The 16,486-nt window shown below is 46.4% G+C and carries 12 protein-coding genes; 5 read left to right on the top strand and 7 right to left on the bottom strand.

Annotation, left to right across the window (positions count from 1 at the left end):
* Positions 1-34: 34 nt before the first annotated feature.
* The 4 genes from EGT74_RS06415 to EGT74_RS06400 all read right to left on the bottom strand — a co-directional run bounded on the left by EGT74_RS06415 (position 35) and on the right by EGT74_RS06400 (position 4,883).
* Positions 35-1,240 (bottom strand): hypothetical protein, encoded by a 1,206-nt coding sequence (locus tag EGT74_RS06415; RefSeq protein WP_123845691.1) that lies wholly within the window; start codon positions 1,238-1,240, stop codon positions 35-37.
* Between the two features lie 312 nt (positions 1,241-1,552).
* Positions 1,553-3,418, bottom strand: a complete 1,866-nt coding sequence (locus tag EGT74_RS06410) for a histidine kinase (RefSeq protein ID WP_123845690.1) — start codon at positions 3,416-3,418, stop codon at positions 1,553-1,555.
* A 12-nt stretch (positions 3,419-3,430) separates the two neighbouring features.
* Positions 3,431-4,168: a LytR/AlgR family response regulator transcription factor gene (locus EGT74_RS06405; protein WP_123845689.1), complete on the bottom strand. Its 738-nt coding sequence runs from the start codon at positions 4,166-4,168 to the stop codon at positions 3,431-3,433.
* A gap of 112 nt (positions 4,169-4,280) precedes the next feature.
* Positions 4,281-4,883, bottom strand: coding sequence for a hypothetical protein (locus EGT74_RS06400; protein ID WP_123845688.1), 603 nt, complete (start codon positions 4,881-4,883; stop codon positions 4,281-4,283).
* Positions 4,884-5,432: 549 nt separating this feature from the next.
* Here EGT74_RS06400 and EGT74_RS06395 point away from each other — a divergent pair.
* The 5 genes from EGT74_RS06395 (at position 5,433) to EGT74_RS06375 (ending at position 10,070) form a co-directional block, all read left to right on the top strand.
* Positions 5,433-5,918, top strand: a complete 486-nt coding sequence (locus tag EGT74_RS06395) for a peroxiredoxin family protein (RefSeq protein ID WP_158618033.1) — start codon at positions 5,433-5,435, stop codon at positions 5,916-5,918.
* A 3-nt stretch (positions 5,919-5,921) separates the two neighbouring features.
* Complete coding sequence (locus EGT74_RS06390; protein WP_123845686.1) at positions 5,922-8,600, top strand: class III lanthionine synthetase LanKC N-terminal domain-containing protein; 2,679 nt, start codon at positions 5,922-5,924, stop codon at positions 8,598-8,600.
* 428 nt (positions 8,601-9,028) lie between these two features.
* Positions 9,029-9,301 (top strand): hypothetical protein, encoded by a 273-nt coding sequence (locus tag EGT74_RS06385; RefSeq protein WP_123845685.1) that lies wholly within the window; start codon positions 9,029-9,031, stop codon positions 9,299-9,301.
* 65 nt (positions 9,302-9,366) lie between these two features.
* Positions 9,367-9,657 (top strand): hypothetical protein, encoded by a 291-nt coding sequence (locus EGT74_RS06380; RefSeq protein ID WP_123845684.1) that lies wholly within the window; start codon positions 9,367-9,369, stop codon positions 9,655-9,657.
* 149 nt (positions 9,658-9,806) lie between these two features.
* On the top strand, positions 9,807-10,070 hold the full coding sequence (locus EGT74_RS06375; RefSeq protein ID WP_123845683.1) for a hypothetical protein: 264 nt from the start codon (positions 9,807-9,809) through the stop codon (positions 10,068-10,070).
* A gap of 51 nt (positions 10,071-10,121) precedes the next feature.
* Here EGT74_RS06375 and EGT74_RS06370 read toward each other — a convergent pair whose 3' ends face one another.
* The 3 genes from EGT74_RS06370 to EGT74_RS06360 all read right to left on the bottom strand — a co-directional run bounded on the left by EGT74_RS06370 (position 10,122) and on the right by EGT74_RS06360 (position 16,465).
* Complete coding sequence (locus EGT74_RS06370; protein WP_158618032.1) at positions 10,122-11,573, bottom strand: RagB/SusD family nutrient uptake outer membrane protein; 1,452 nt, start codon at positions 11,571-11,573, stop codon at positions 10,122-10,124.
* 14 nt (positions 11,574-11,587) lie between these two features.
* Positions 11,588-14,893: a SusC/RagA family TonB-linked outer membrane protein gene (locus EGT74_RS06365; protein ID WP_123845681.1), complete on the bottom strand. Its 3,306-nt coding sequence runs from the start codon at positions 14,891-14,893 to the stop codon at positions 11,588-11,590.
* Between the two features lie 363 nt (positions 14,894-15,256).
* The gene (locus tag EGT74_RS06360) at positions 15,257-16,465 is read right to left on the bottom strand and encodes a FecR family protein (protein ID WP_123845680.1); all 1,209 of its coding nucleotides are present in this window, start codon (positions 16,463-16,465) and stop codon (positions 15,257-15,259) included.
* Between the last annotated feature and the right edge of the window lie 21 nt (positions 16,466-16,486).

The raw sequence follows: 16,486 nt of genomic DNA, 5'->3' as shown, positions 1-16,486 counted from the left end.
GTAAGTTTTCCTGTCTTTCCGGAAAACTTTCCTATTAGGCCAGCAAAAACAGTGGGGACAAGGGAATGAGACCGTGAAAAATTTTGCGGGCAGTTTGGTGCAGGTGGGCAAAAACGCCGATGACGGCTTTGCCGGTAGAGAGTTCAATATTGTTATACAAGGTGCGCAGGCTGCTATAAGATATAGGCTGGTTCTTTTTGGTGGTAAACACCCTGGCCGCGGTGCGCAGTACTTCTTCCTTGACGCGGTTGCTGTAGCCGCCTGCTTCCATTTGCACCTTCAGGTAACCGGCCAGTACCGATAGTGACCAGTTGGTCTGTATTTTTTCCCCTGCCGGTTCGGGGCTGCCGGCGACGGCCCCCACGGATTGCATCATTGCGCTGACGGTGCGCAGATAGTCGATTTCTTCGGCAATGAAGGCGATCACGTACTGGCTGGCCACCGGCTGATTGTCATAGAGCCGGTAGCCCGGCCTGACTTGAATCTGTTTGATCTGTTTGGCGCGCAGGGCCAGCAGTTGCAGTTTATCGTCGGTACTCTCCTGGGCGGCGAGTTCTTCCGACAGTATTTCGGTCATGTATTGCAGAAAGGCCGGACTATTGAAGCCGATATTACCCAGTACGGTACGCAGGTGACAGTTGATATCGGCGGTGGCGGGAATATCGGCCAGCTGGCCGGCCAGCATTTGCAGGTATTCGCATTTGCGGTAGGTGGGCACGGCTGCGGCCTCGTCGGTGGCCTGCTCGATGGGCTGGATGGCAATAGACAATAGTTGTACGGTGCCGGTGGACAACAACCGGAGGCGGATTTCGCGGAGCCGGTCGCAGAGCCACTGCCGGGCGGCTGCCCACTCGATTTTGGGCATGGGCAGTTCGGGTAAGATCATGGCGGCAAAGAACTGCTGGACAAATTGCCAGACCTCCAGTACAATCACCAGCGAACGGTCGATTAACCGCAATTTTTGCGGATCGGCGGTACTGGGCTGGCCGGTCAGCTGCTGGCGCTCGTCATAAAGGGTGTCCAGCAGGGTGAGCAGGGTATATTGTTGGCTATGGACAAAAACGGTGAGACTTTCGGGTGTACCGGTTTGCAGGGGTTGGGTTTGCAGGGCGGCAATAAGGTGTTGCTGTTCTGCGCGCAGTATATCCAGAAAGGCGGAGACGGTGGGTGCTGATAGGTTTGCCTGGCGGGAGGTAGTTTGTAATTTTTCCCGGATCAGGATGTCAAGCATATTGATCATAGGAGGTTCTTTTAACGTTTGCGGTTGTGGGTGCCAGTGAGCTGCTATCAGGGCCGGTTTATTTCTCCCGCAAAATCCGTGGGAGAAATTTCCTGCCGCCTCATGAAATTTTTCAATTAAGGGTTTTTCCCCGTTTGGCTAAGTGGTTCCCTGTAGGTGACTGGCTATTGTGAAGGTGGGTATTTTATACAGCGCAGCAGGGCAAATGGGGACTTTTTTGACAGCCGGCCCGTGGGCGGTGATGGCAGGCAGGGTACACCGGGAAGCGCGGGTAATTTACCCGGATTCGTTTTTGGGGGCCGGTGCCGGGGGCTACTGGAAGGGAATCACCAGGGTCACTATTACGCCGCTCTGGCCTATCGTGGACTTATCGACGACCGATAGGGTGGCTTTGGTGCGGCTCATCCGGCTGAGAATTTCCAGCCGCTGGGCGGTGATGTTGGTGGATTGGGAAGGTTTCTCATCTGACTGCCCTGCCGCCTTTGCTGCCGGTCCCCTGCCGTTATCCTCAATGATACAGTGCAGGGTATGCTGCTGGCGAGTGATGGTCACCGTAATCAGGCCACGGCGATCTTGCAGGTAGCGAACACCGTGCTGGATGGCATTTTCGACAAAGGGTTGCAGCAGCATCGGTGGAATGTGCAGATCATCGTCCTGGTAGCCCTCGTAAATATCCAGCTGGTAGTCAAAGGTGTCGGACTGCATTTGCTGCATAGACAGATAACTGTCCAGTGCCGACACTTCATCTGCCAGCGGTACGTAATTTTTCCGGGCGTTGAGCAGGGTAATTTTGAGGAGGCGGGACAACCGGGACAAGTACCAGCTGGCATCCTCGTTGCGGGCACGCGCGATCTGGTGTTGCAGGACAGAAAGGGCATTAAAAAGGAAGTGCGGTTCCATTTGGGTACGCAGCAAGCTGAGTTCAAGATGTGCTTGTCGTACCTTGTTCTGCAGCTGGCGGCGGCGAAAAAGCAGTAAGATAATACCCAGTAGTAGCAGGCTACCTACGATCACCACCACAAGGATGATCTTTCGTTGCTGGCTGATTTGCAGGTTGGCTTTATTGCTGGCATCGAGGGCGGCAATTTTTCGTTCGTTGACCTGCCGGTTCAGGTTGGCATCGGCTTGGTCAGCATCTAATAAAGCCTGCTGGTCATTATACCGGCTGGCGTGGATAGTTGCCGAATCCTGCCAGACAGTGGCGGCCTGGTGGTTGCCGCGTAGTTTCATGTTGTCTGCCCGTTGCAGAAATACACGGCCCAGCTCTTGTTGGGGCAGGAGGCTGTCACGGAGCATCGCTTCGGCTGTGTCCAGATAGCGGTCGGACTGGTCCAGCCTGCCGGTTTTGCTGGTGGCATAGGCCAAATCGCGGTAGATGGTGGCAGTAACAAACGGGGTGTTACGGCTCAGGTACAGGCTTTGCAGTAGGTAGGTTTCAAATTTTTGAACGTTACCGCGAACCGCGTACAAATTACCGATATGATACAAAAGGGCAGCCTGTGCGAAGGGTTTTCGCGGCATTTTCAGGTTTTTTGGTTGCTCATAGAACCGGATGGCTGAATCAATTTGATCAGGAGGGAAACCGTATTCTGCGCCCATTGCCGACCTGCGGATTACGTCGGCCAGTGCTGGTGTGATGGCATTGGTCAAGGCTTCGAGCATGTACCGCCTGCTGGCATCCATTTGCCCCAGTCTAAAAAGGGTTTCGGCCATACGCAGGCATACGACGGACAGCTGGGTGGTGTCCACTCGTTTTGCCAGATTGTAGACGTTGCCGGCAACAGCAAGGGCACTGATATAGTCGTTTTTGGTGGTCAGTAAAGTCACTTCCTGGCTCATGGCATCCAGTAGCTGGAGATTGGTGTCGCTGATTTGACGGGCGTATCGTTGCGCTTCTTTAATATGATATTGGCTGCTGTCGTAATTTTCCATCTTCATCAAGTAAACACTTTTGATACGGTGCCAGGCTGCAGGTACGGCGGCGTTGCTTGCACGGTGAACAAGATCAGTCAGACTGTCCAGTCGCAGGTTCGCTTCTGTGCCGCGGCCTTCTTCGTTGAGCAGGTACAGTATTTCATCGAGGGTTCTTAACATTGCGTTGTCTGTTTGCTCAACTACCGGCGCGGGCCGGTGGTTGCAGGCGAACAGCAGGAAAATAAAACCGAGGTAATATTTCATAGCAAATACGGTTTAGCCATTGAGGTAATCGCGGATGTGATCTTGTTTGCGAACCGAAACGGGAACGCGGTGGGTATTTTTAAGGATTAGGTGACCGGCACTGTGGTACTGGGTGACGTGCCGCCTGTTGACAAGATAAGATTGGTGTGGCCGGAAAAAGTCGGCTGCCGGCAGCAGATCCTCGTAATCCCGGATCGTCTTGTGGACGGGTATCTGGCGACCATCCTGCAAATGAAACAGGAGTAGCCCCCCGCTGGTGGCGTCCAAATACATGATATCGGCGACATTTACCAGATGATAAATATGGTTCTCGCGCAGCAGCAACTGTGCCGGGGCGGTATGGCCGTTATGGCGGGTTGCCATCGTGATTTGTTGGGCGGCAGGTGGCGGGTCTATTTGGGCTTTCTGCAGGGCGGCGCTTAGTTCGAGTTCATCCACCGGCTTTAAAATGTAGTCCAGCGCCCCCACCTTAATCGCTTTTATTGCGTGTTCATGAAATGCGGTAATGAAGATTACGCGGAAGGACAGCGGTAGCAAAGGTCGCAGGATATCCCACGCGGTGCCGTCCGGAAAGGCGATATCCAGTAGTAGCAGGTCTGGCTCGGTGGCGGGAATAACGATCAGTGCATCCTGCACGGTGGCGCAGGAAGCGACTACATAAAAATCAGGGTGGCCCGCCAGAAACGTTGAGAGTGTATGGGTAATGGCAGGCTCGTCGTCTACGATAACGACGCGAATAGGGTGGCGCATGGTTCAGGTGACTATCCAAAGTAATTACAAAAGCTGCTATGCCGTTCGTTAGGTCTATTATATACCGGGTATCTATAGCCGATTTCCTACTGTTAATTTAACGAAAAAAGGATCATTTGCAAACTTCGGTATGGATATACAGGTGGCCTGGCGAAAGGAGTTTAGCACGGGCACTGGGTTTGAGCAGGGCAGACGGAACGGGTGAAAAATGGAGGGCGCAGGCCAGCTGGTGGGCCTGGTCGTCGGCTTCGGGTATATGCCAGAGCAGGACGGCTGCTTCCGGGAAAGTGTGCAGAAAGGCTACGACCCTTTCCATTGCGGCGGTGATAGTTGCGGGAAATGGAGCCGGGATCTCTACATCGAGGTAAATAGCGTTAGCAGGGGGATGCAGTAGCGACAGGCCGGTATTTATGCCGGGCAGGGAGAGGCATACGGTGAAATTGAACTGCCCGTTTTGGCGGACGATCAGGAACTGGGTGCAGTCCAGCTTGCGGGCGTCTTTCACCCACTCGGTGTACATGGCCCTGGTGTCGCGCGCGCCGAATACTGCCGTCTCCCGGCTGGCGAGGTCGTCAATGTCGTTGTCGGATGCGACATGAATGGTTAAGGCAGCTTGCTGGTCGTCATGCTTATACAGCGGTGGGTATTCCGCAGAGGAAACCAGTGGTTCGCAGACGTGGGAAAGGCGAAAGGTTTGCTGGGCAATCATTGACAAAGATTTGGATGAAGGTTTGAAAGGGAACGGATTATACAGGGCGGCAGGTACGGGTACTGTCTGGTTGGGGGTTAGGTAGGCAAAGCAAAGAAAAATTGTTAAGTCCAAAAATTAAAATTGAGCGTAACGGTTATCATAAACCGTGTTCTGACTTGAAAATTCGGTGTATTACATGGTTGGTGAGCAAATCGCTACAGAAAAACCCTTAAAAGTTCAGATTACGGTAACTATTTTTTGGTATGGGCTTAACGGTAGGCTATATTTGTATCACTATTTTTTCCCATCTGCAAATTTCATTTTTTCTCTGATCGACATTCTCTACAGACCACACACGCGCGACCATGTGTTGGTGACTGTGTTACCCTATTAATCACGGAATTTTCGAAAAAGGTTAACATTCTACATTAAAGTTTAATAGTTCGGCGCTGATTAGTGTTTGTGGCTCCGTGATCATCTTCCCTGATGGCGGATAACTTTTCCCTTTTCAGCAATGACATTAGGAAAGGTGGTCTTGGTAGCCGCAAACCGCGTCGTCTAAATACCTTGCTCATGCGTATTCTTATTATTGTCACGATTGTTTTGTCCATTATATTATTCGGTTGTAGCACACCGAAAGTGTCTCCTATCGAAAAGCTCCCCTCCATACGGCTGACTGCTTTGGATGGTAAATCCACCTTTTTAACTGATAGTCTTACGGAACAACAGCCAGTAGTATTGCTATGGTTTGATCCTGAGTGTCCGAACTGCGATGCGGAAATCCGCAGCATCATAAATAACATGGATTCTTTAAGGCATGTACAATTTGTGTTCCTAAGTCTGGTGTCCGTTGAGCAGATTAGGGGGTTTGTAAAGCATCATCAGTTAAATACGTATGCCAATATTAAAGTGGGGCAAGACACAAAGTTCGAATTTCCAAAACTTTTCGACGTTAGTTCCGTGCCGGTGACAGCGGTGTACGGGAAGAATAAGGCGTTGCGCCAAGTGTTTTTGGGTAGTGCCACTTATAGCAATATCCTGCAAGAAATAAAATTGTAACGCATGGATCAAGTATTCAGCCAGGGTGTTTCGACAACATTGGTGCCCGATAACCAAATAGTTGACTATGGTAATTTACTCGCCAAACGCGGGATTGCCTTTACGAACTGGGATTATTATTACCAGGTGGGGCAGGTTGATCTGGTGCAAGGATGGGTACTGTATGTGTCGGTGGTTCGCTCCCAGCTATGGGCCGCTCTTGAAACGGTTTTGCCTATGCTGATAGATCATGGTGTTGGGTTTCGGGTAGTCCAAAATATTGAAGCCGCAAGATTGGTGTTAGACGGCCATGCTGGCATGGTTCAGGTTGGAAAGGTGATAATCGTATATCCCGAAAATGATGCACAGGCCGTTAGCGTGGCTTCAGCCCTGGTGGCTTTGTCTAAGGCGTTTAAGGGGCCGGACGTGCCCACGGCGGCATTTCTCGGTGGTTGTGTATATGCTCGTTATGGTGCGATTGCAGGAGTACGGGCGACCAATGCGGGTGGCACGTACGAGACCTACATATATGATCCAGCGGGGAATTTGATTAAAGATATTGAAGAAGTTCCTTTTCGGTTGCCCCACGGTGTAAGTTGGCCGTTTGGCACTATCCGGGAATTTTCATCAGCCCCTATATATAAATTGATAGCTGGGCGATACAAGCCTTTACTGGCATTACAATTCCAACCGAAAGGGGTTGTATTGAAAGCTATCCGGATAAAAGGGTTATTCAGGTTTCTAACTTGTGTTTTAAAGCAAGGTAGTGCCTATGCGTGGTCTGACGATCACGGGCGGGATATAAAGGATAGATTACTTTGGCAACAGCAGGTGTATGAATCGTTGAAAGGGATTGTCCGTATGCCGCAAGTATATGAGTTCTTTGAGTGGAATGGCTCATCGTATTTATCAATGGAATTTGTCAGGGGCAGGACATTGCAGGCGGAAATCAATGCACTCAACCCGCAGTCGGCCAGCTGGTCGTCGCTCGATGCTGCAATACAACGTAAAATAGTAGGTTACCTTTTGCAGATGGTAGAATTTGTGGAAAGTATTCATCGCGCCGGTTTCGTACACCGGGATATTACGCCTTTCAATTTTATGGTGGACAAGAAGGGCCGCTTATGGCTCATTGATTGTGAAATGGCATATTCATTAAAAGCGGCGACCCCTGATCCTCCTTACGGGTTGGGGACGGCAGGGTTCATGTCGGCAGAACAGCTTCGTTATGACCGCCCCACTGTACAGGAGGATATATATGCCGTTGGGGCTACGATGTTATCGGTTTTCACCGGGTTGCTTCCGGGATTTCTTTGCCCGATGCCCGCGGCTGAATTGAAAAGCAGGTTGCTATTTTTTACCAGTTCGACCCTATTGGCAGACCTGATTGGAGATTGCCTGCAAGAGCAACCAGAAAAACGACCCACTATCGGGGGGATTCGACAGCTCCTACAGAATTATGAGAAGAGTAAAGCTGTAGCGTATCGTAATGGCCTATCTGCCGGTGCTGGGCAAATAAATGAAGTCCTGGCGTCTGCTCTTCGTGGCCTGGTTCGCCCGCCTACCCCTATGATGAATAACCTGTGGATGGTGAAAGAAGAAGGGGTTACTGGTCCTTCTGGTCCTGCACAGGCGACCTACGCTGCCTATGGCGGGCTGGTGGGAATCGGCGGGGTCATGTATGTGATCAGCAGAGCGGCTGAAGCGGGTTATGCAGTGAAAGACTGCGAACCGGCGTACGAATCAGGATGGCGATTTATTCAGCAGAATATGCTGGAGATCCCGGACAGGGTTGCACCCGGATTGTACGGAGGGTTAGCAGGGGTGGCTCTAACCGTCATCAGCGGTATAAAATCGGGATTACTGAAGAAACGGGAGGGGGTTGAGGCGATGGCAAAGTGTTTTTCCGACCGGTATGCGGGTTTGAATATCGCCAATGGGTGTGCTGGCATGGGTTTGTCGTTATTGCAATGCACGGACTTTCTGCGGGAGAAGCGAGAGGATGCACTGCTACAAGAGTATGAGGAAGTGTTGCTAAAAAGCTATGACGAAATACTATGCCAGTCATTGCAGCAAAATGGCCATTGGATTATGGAGGTTTCGTCAGCGGGTAAGCCAGTAGCTGATATGCGATGGGATAGTGGGGACACTGGAATAATATGGTACCTATTACACCGCGCGGGCTGTTGTCATGTTCCTAATTTGTCGCGTATCGCTGACCGGCTGTTGCCGTCGATTCTCAAACAGGCCGATCAGTACAGACAGCTATTTAGTAGAAAGGGATATACCGCGGTGTTAGAGCCTGCATCGAGCGAAGGCAACAGGCTGTTGGAGTTTTGCCGGGTGCTGTTGAAGGCATACCAAAACGATCAACGACCAGAATACCATAGAGCCGTAACCGAACTGTTGGAAACACTTCCGGGATGTATTGTGCATACGAATTTTTCACAATATAATGGGCTGGCTGGAATCGGAGAATTGTATTTGGAGGCCCACGGTGTTTTAGGAGACGAACGATGGCGGCAGCAGGCGGCATGGATAGCGGATTTGTTCTGTAATACCCGCAAACAGGTCGAAGATTATTGCTTTTGGTCTACCGGGGATGGCAGGAACGTTTCAGCTGGATTTTTCACTGGCAACAGCGGAATCATTCATTTCCTTTTGCGATATGCTCGTCCAGGTATCAAATTTCCATTTACTTAAACCTGATCAACATGAAATCTTTAGAAAATACGAAGGATTGCTATTTTGGCAATCATAACATTAGGCTTTTTCTCGGTTGAAAAAAAGCCAATGGCCGTTGCTGACCAACGAGCTTTTGTTGTTTGTGGAGGAGTATGCAAGGCACTTAATACGGTATTGAACCCGCTTCTTTCAGAAAATGGTTTTGGGTCACAGGCTGCAATTGTAAGTGTCGGCGGTACTCTGCACTTATCATATCGCAACAATACTTGTACTCAACCGGTGTATTTCAAGTGTTAGCCCTAAATGCAACTTAATCATTTCGAACAATTATTCTAAAAAGTATAATGATAGCGAATGAAGTTAATGGTAGTAAGATAGGACTATTCTTGGGTTCATGAACATGTGTGCAAACGAGTTCATTATGCATCACTTAAAACCAATTTATTATGAAATCGTTCGATGCTACCAAAATCGTTTTATTAACCCTCTTCGTATTGGGATCTTTTGCCAATAACAAAAACTCGGAATTGAAAGCTGATCAGAGAGCATATATGAAGTGTGGAGCTGCTTGTTTTGCCCTAAATACCGTTGTGAACGCACTGTTTTCTGAGAATCCTGGTTCTGGAGTGCAAGCAAAGATTATAGATGAGTGGGGAGTAGTTCATTATTTGTATCGCGATGCCAGTTGTACGTTGCCAGTGTATTTACGGGCGTGTTGAGTTTCGAATGTTTTTATTTATTGGTAAGTCAATTTTTCAGTTTTATCACCAAAAATGTTTTGAGTATGAAAAAGAAATTTATGGCGATAGCAACCGGATTGGCTCTTTTCATTTTAGGAGCAAGTTTCATTTTCAGTAAAAGCAAGGCGAGTAAATTTACCAACTCTGATGCATATATTATTTGTGGTGGGCTGTGCATCAAAGTAACCTGTGGGCCAACTTTGCTTTTCTCTACAAATGGGTCAATGCAAGCGCAAATTAAAGACAATACTGGTACAATGATAAACCTATGGAGAAATAGCACTTGTACCTTGCCAGTATATCTAACGTGTTCAGGGTTGGCTCCCAATAGATAGACATTCTGAAAATGCGATTGTGTCAATAATACTAATACATAATTGTGCTGTAGCTACCACAAGCCGGTTCATCCACAGCCGGAATTGAGTGTGGATAGGGGAAGCTGAAAACCTAACAAGAGTAAGCATTAATTTTAAATGATTATTTTATGAAAAAAGTATTAATTGCTGCTGGCGCACTCGTACTGACTGCTGCCGCTGTTTTCGCGGGAAGGGAATCAACAAAGTTTACTGATCAGAGAGCATATGTAAAACAAGGTGCTGCTTGTACCGCCATCAACACAATTGTAAATCCTCTGTTTTCTGAGAGTGCTGGTTCTGGCTTCCAAGCCAAGATTCTTTCCGATGCTGGAACACAACACTTGCTGTATCGTGATGCTTCTTGCAGCTTGCCCGTTTATTTCAAGCCTTAAAAGTTCAAGTAATGGTAGCATCGCAATTGATGCTACCATTCTTTATGTTTTTTAGTACCCTGGGTTTTGTCTGAGGAACGGGTTTTTTCGTAATTCGGCGATTGGGATAGGATATAATGCGGCGGTTGTTTTCCAGGTTGCTCCTTTGGCTTGGGAAATGATTTGCATTTGTTCGTTGAAACTATCTGATCTTTTCAAGTCAAACCACCGATGGCCCCATTCAGCAAATAGTTCGCAACGTCTCTCTTGCCTGACAGCTATTACAGCATCGTTTTGGGTTTGAAATGATAACTCTTCTAAGCCGCTCCTTCGGCGTATTTTGTTGATATCAGTCCGGCTCTCCGTGATATTATTAAGATTTGCGTTTGCTTCTGCGCGAATCAGTAAAATTTCTGCAAGTCGGAATACTGTATAGTATTCCGTTGGTGGAATGCCCGGTCTTGATTCCGCTGGGCCAACTTTGTATTTGAAGGGAAAGAAATATGTTTTGGCCTCATAAGTAGTCGATTTGGTCCAAGTGTTTTTTCGGTTATCATTGGGCTGAAATGCACCCAATAGAGATTCGCTTAAATGATAAAAAGGAGGCTGTGTTTCACTGTATGGAACAAATGTTGCCCCTTCAATAGTGGCATTATGTGGTGCATAATTCGGATGTCCGAACCATTGTAAAATTGATTCTTTACTGTTTTTTTTGAATACATCATTTAGGTTTTCTTCGAGGTCAAATATATTGGTTTGATTTATGATCTTATTGGCTGCTTGCACTGCATCTGTCCATTTCCTTTGAAATAAATAAACTCTTGTCAGTAGTGCATAGGCTGCATATCGTGTTGCACGCACTTTTTCATTATTATACATCTGATAGTCGTCCGGTAATCCCTGTATAGATTCTTGTAAATCCCTTAATATGTGAATGTATACCTCCGACTGACTTATGTTTGGAATCGACTGAGAAACCCGCCAGTCTCCTGTGGCGATATATGGGATGCTCCCAAATAGATTAGTTAGGTAGAAATAGCAGAATGCTCTGAGGAATTTACATTCAGAAATAAGCTTGTTTTTTTGAGTTACGGATAGTTGCGCTGCGGCGTTTAATGCCTCCAGGCTACTATTTATTTGGTAAATGTATTGATAGGGCCATTTCCAGAGATGAATAAAGATTATGTCATTATCTGCAAGCAAGCGATTACTATAGAATTGTCTGAATGTTTCTGAGTTATAGAAGTAAATCAGTTCGTCTGAGTATAGTCCAGTGGTGGTTGTGATTGTTCCCGTAGCGAAGCTGGCATTTCCGTTTGAATTGCCGATTGCACTGTAGATGCCTGATATTGCCGATTCTGCTGAGGCACTGTCTATGAATGCCTGTTCTGTTGTTATCGTATTTACAGGGTGCGGTGCTTCGACAAGTTTATTGCACGATAAAGCAACACAACAATACAATATTGCAATTCTTGTAAAGAATTTGTGTGTTGGATCGCAAATATATTTATTAAGAAGTTGCATAAATATCATTTTAGTTAGAAATTGATTTGAATACCGCCAACGATAACTTTGGGAGTCGGCGGAGAACCGAACGCTTGTGATTCGGGGTCGAGGCCGTTGTAGTCAGTAATGAGAATCAAGTTTTGTCCTTGCAGAAATATCTTTCCTGAAGCAGTTCCTATCCGTTTTGCCCAAGCAGTCGGTAGGTCAAAGCTGAGGGTAGCATTTTGCATTCGGATAAACGAGGCGTCCGTCATTATTCCGGTTGAAGCTGCAAACTGGGTAACGTTTACCGGCATTGTAGTAAATTTGGGGAATCGTGCTATGTCGCCAGGCTTTTGCCAACGGTTCATCACTTCAATAGGGACATTGCCATTTATTGCACCAGGATATTGGGTAGTGAAGTATATGCTTTTGCCCATTTGTTTATAGTAGGAAAAAAAGGTTGTGAGGCTGATCCTCTTAAATGAAATGTCGAGTCCAAACCCTCCAAAGTATTTTGGTGTAAAGTCATAGAAATACAGATCGTCCAGATTGTCATTTAGTTCGGCGCGGTAATCTACCTGTCCGTTCTTGTTTTTATCTTCAAAAGTATATTCTCCCGATTTTGCATCAACACCGGTATAATGTAACAGTTTTTTCACATTTAAGGGTTTGCCAACGGAAAAAAAGTATGCGTAGGGAGTGTTTTCGATACCAGGGTATTTGAGGAGCTTGTTTCTATTTATAGAGATATTAATTGAGGCACTCGCTTTGAACTCTTTTTTGTTGAGGAATTTACCAGCAACTAATATTTCCATCCCTTTGTTTTGTACCAAAGCTGGTAGGTTGGCGACAACCGATGAAAAGCCTGTCGCATCCGGCAGATTGTAATTTAATAGTTGATTTCCACATCTATTTTCATATAGACTGAAATCTACATTTAGTTTTTCCTGTAAGAATCCAAGCTGTATACCCATTTCCATTTTTCGATCTTGCTGCCACTTATAATCTGGATTGGCATGTTGCTGTGGTATAAACGATTGTACGTTATTGTATGGCATTATCGCAAGGGCGCCCCATCGTGTCAGGTATTGATAGTCTCCAATTGCATCACTGCCCGTAATCCCGTAAGATGCTCGTAGCTTTGCAAATGAAACTATTGATGCCAATCCTCTATACCAAGACTCTTCGCTTATTATCCATGCTCCTCCTACTGCGCCGAAGTTGCCGTATTGATTGCCCGTCCCAAAGCGTGAACTGCCATCTCTTCGAGCTGAAAGGTTCAGAACATACTTTTCCTTCCATTTCCAGTTTATCCTGGCGAATATTGCGGCATACTTATAAACTAAATTATTATCCGTTGTAATTACAGTAGGTGCATTGCCTGCTGAGTGGACTAAATTATCATTTGCATAACCCGAAGCAGAGATCATCGAACCATCTTGTATAATATTTTGCAATGAACTTCCCAGAATAATATCCAGGTGTCCTTTTCCTATTATTTTTTTGAAGTCAACTTTGGGTTCAATTATCCAGTTTTTTCCATCATTACTGCCGAAAACTGCTGTACCTGTTGGATTGTATAAAGGGTCTTTTGAGATGATTGGTGCGATTCGCTTTTGTGTATTTCGCGTGGTTGATAGACCACCGTCGATATTAATGTTTAAGCCTGGTATGATCTCATATGCAATACCCAATCTATTATTTAGAAATTGTGTCTTCGATACATAGGGTTGTAAAAGGCTTTCAAAAGGAAATGTACCAGAGATACGATATTCCGAGAAATTAAATTTCCCATCCTCGTTGAATATTGAAGGCGCGGTTGGTGCGAGCAATGTGTTTCCAGGAACAGCTGTCAGATCGGACTGAGCATAGGAGTAGAAGTTAACAAGTGAGATTTTTAGTTTCTGATTTTTACTTTTATGAGAAAAGTTGAAATTGAGACTGCCTCGTTGGTCACTTCCTGATATAGTCATTACATTTGTTTCTCGCTTATACCCAATACTAATTCTGAATGTTGTCCGCTCGTCACCACCTGATAAGGCAGTTTGTATCGAAGTTTGACGACCGATACTACCAAACATAATTTTTTGCCAGTTTGTGTATCGCGTTGTGTCCCATTTTGTAAGATCATATGCATTCCCGTCGTCAAGTGGAAGGTTGTCATTTAGAAGAGCCTCCCTTCGCATCGCTACGTATTGCTCGGTATTTAGCATATTGTAGAAGCGGGATATGTAGCTAATGCCGTTGTATATCGTTATATCGAACTTCGATTTACCCGGTCGGCCACGCTTTGTATTAATGAGGATTACACCGTTGGCTCCTCTTGATCCATAAATGGCGGTTGCGTCGGCGTCTTTTAAAACGGTTATTGATTCAATATCGGAGGGGTTTAGGCTGAATAATGGACTTTGGCCATTTGTACCATCGAGTATGAAGCCATTTTGTGCAACACCGCGGGAACCAGTTTCATAGTTACTGCTACCAGACTCAAGTACAGTAAGTGGAACTCCGTCGATAATGTATAGTGGATCTGAGGTCATTCGCTCGTTGATTGTTTTACGCCCGCGCAGCTCCACTTTTACGGGTGAGCTGGCATAACCAGAGGTAGCCTGCACGTTTAGACCCGTGACACGTCCTTGCAGAGTTTGCAGAGGATTCATTACCGGCTGACGGCCGATTTCTTCGGCGTTGACGGTAGAAATACTACCGGTCGTATATCGTTGGGATGTTGCACCATAACCCTGTATTACTACTTTGTCAAGTTCTTTTGCTGCGGGGGTGAGTGAAAAATTTATGTAATTCCGATCACCTTTTGTAACCTCTTCCGTTTGATAGCCCAGGTAGCTGACTGTTAGAATATCGTCCGGTAATACGTTGCGTATCGTATAGAGTCCCGCTGCATTTGATTGCGTACCTTCTTCTGTTCGCTTATTGATGACTGTTGCGGCAGGTAAAGGCTCATCGTTATCATTGGTAATTTTTCCAATTACCGTTAAAGAAGGATTTGCCAGCTTTGCGCTTTTCTCGGTGTTGTCCGATTTTGCAGGTATAATGATAATCTGTTTACCTACAATTTCGAAATGAAATGGTTGGCCTTCCAGCACTGTTTTTAGAGCGTCTTTAACTACGGAATTGGTGAATTTTGCCGTTACCTTTCTGGCATTTTTCATCCACTCTTTTTTATAAAAGATGTTGTAGCCAGATTGGGTAGAAATATCTTGTAGTGCTTTGTCGAGCGTGACGTTTTCGAATTGGATGGATACTGTCTGAGCAGCTGAATTTTTCGCAATGGTTAGTGCGAAAAACAATGCCAGCAAATATAGCAGGCGTTTGCTGCGTTCCTTTTTTTGTTGCATATATGACTTGTTTGAGTTTTAGAAACTTTCTCGCAGGGATATACATTCGGACAATGCCGGAAGTATTCTACCCATTATTTAAACAAGGAATAAGGCAACAATAAAGGTTAATGTTGCTGGAAAGTATTATTTGCTACTAATTCCTCATCAGAGTTCCCTGTTTGCTTTTCAATATGCCGGTGGAAGCGGCGATATTGGATTTATTATTGCATGGCATCACCTTTCGGTTGCATGTCCAATGATTTTGCTTTTGGAAAGAGGAAGATTTTCACTTCCTCATGTTATTACAGTCACATGGCCGTTGTAGACACAACGGGCCTTATCAACATCTAAATCTGATACTTTGGATAGTGGTGTTAATTGTTAAGGAAATACAGTTATTTTTCCTTTGCTATACTCTATGTTTGCACCTCCTGCGCGGAGAAGCGTTATTACTTCTGACAGTTCGGTATTGCGGTTGATCCTGCCGAAAAATTCGTCGTTGGTAAGTCTGCCTTTAAATTCTACCTCAACATTGTACCAGCGGGAAATTTTGGTTAAAACACTCTTTATGTTTTCTCTGAAAACGTAGGTACCTGTTGTCCAGCTGGTGATGGCTTCTATGTCCGCTGCGGTGTTTACTTCAATACCATTTTCATCATGTCTAATGATTGACTGCTGACCGGGGGATAATTTTTTGCTGTTAGTGCCTTCCGTTTCAACTTTTACAGCTCCTTCTACGAGGGTAGTGGTGATGGCTTGTTCATCGGGGTAGGCTGTGATGTTAAATTTGGTGCCTAATACGGTAATTTTCGCGGGTTTATTGCTGTTAGCAGTAGTTACGACAAATGGTTTTTGTGATTTGGTAACTTCGAAAAAGACTTCGCCGCTGATTTCTACGTCACGTATATCAGCGGAATACGTAGTTGGAAAACGGAGTTTGGACGCGGCGTTCAGATATGCTACGGACTGGTCCGGCAGGATGACTTTGTAAAAGCCTCCCCGTGGAGTAGTTACCGTATTATATAATGGTGTTTCGGGCATTGGTTGGCCCGGATCGGGTGAGTAAGCCAGTACCCCGGCAGCGGGCTGTGTGACCTGGGTTGATCCCTGCAGTGGTATGACAGTCCCTGGCTGAGACAAAGGAATCACCCGCCCGTTGGCAAGAGCAAGGGTTGCAGACCCTTTGGGATGAATAGGCGGGATGGACACGGCCTGCGTGCCGGGTACTGGTTTTTCATCGGTGAAGCGGTTCTTGTAAACGGCAATGATACCCAGCCCGATGAGGATGGTTAGACTGGCGGCGATTGAAATTATCTTGAAAGATTTATTGAACGTGTTTTTGCGGTGATGTGCAGGATAGAGATGCTGCAGGAGTGCCTGCTTGCTATCGTTTTTGGCAAGAGCAAGTTCTTCCACCGCGGCACTGAATCCCTTCGCAGTGAGGAGATTATTGTAGAAGTCCCTATTAGAGCGGTCGGCCTGTAACCACTCATCGACGACCTGCTTTTTAACCGGATCGAGCGGAACGCCTGTATAATGGGCGTTCAGCGATTCAATGAGAATGTTGATTATCAATTTGTTATCAGACATCTGTGCGTATGTTTCACTGGA

Origin of the sequence: Chitinophaga lutea (assembly GCF_003813775.1) — a bacterium.
GTDB lineage: Bacteria > Bacteroidota > Bacteroidia > Chitinophagales > Chitinophagaceae > Chitinophaga > Chitinophaga lutea.
This window is presented reverse-complemented; position numbering and strand designations above follow the sequence as displayed.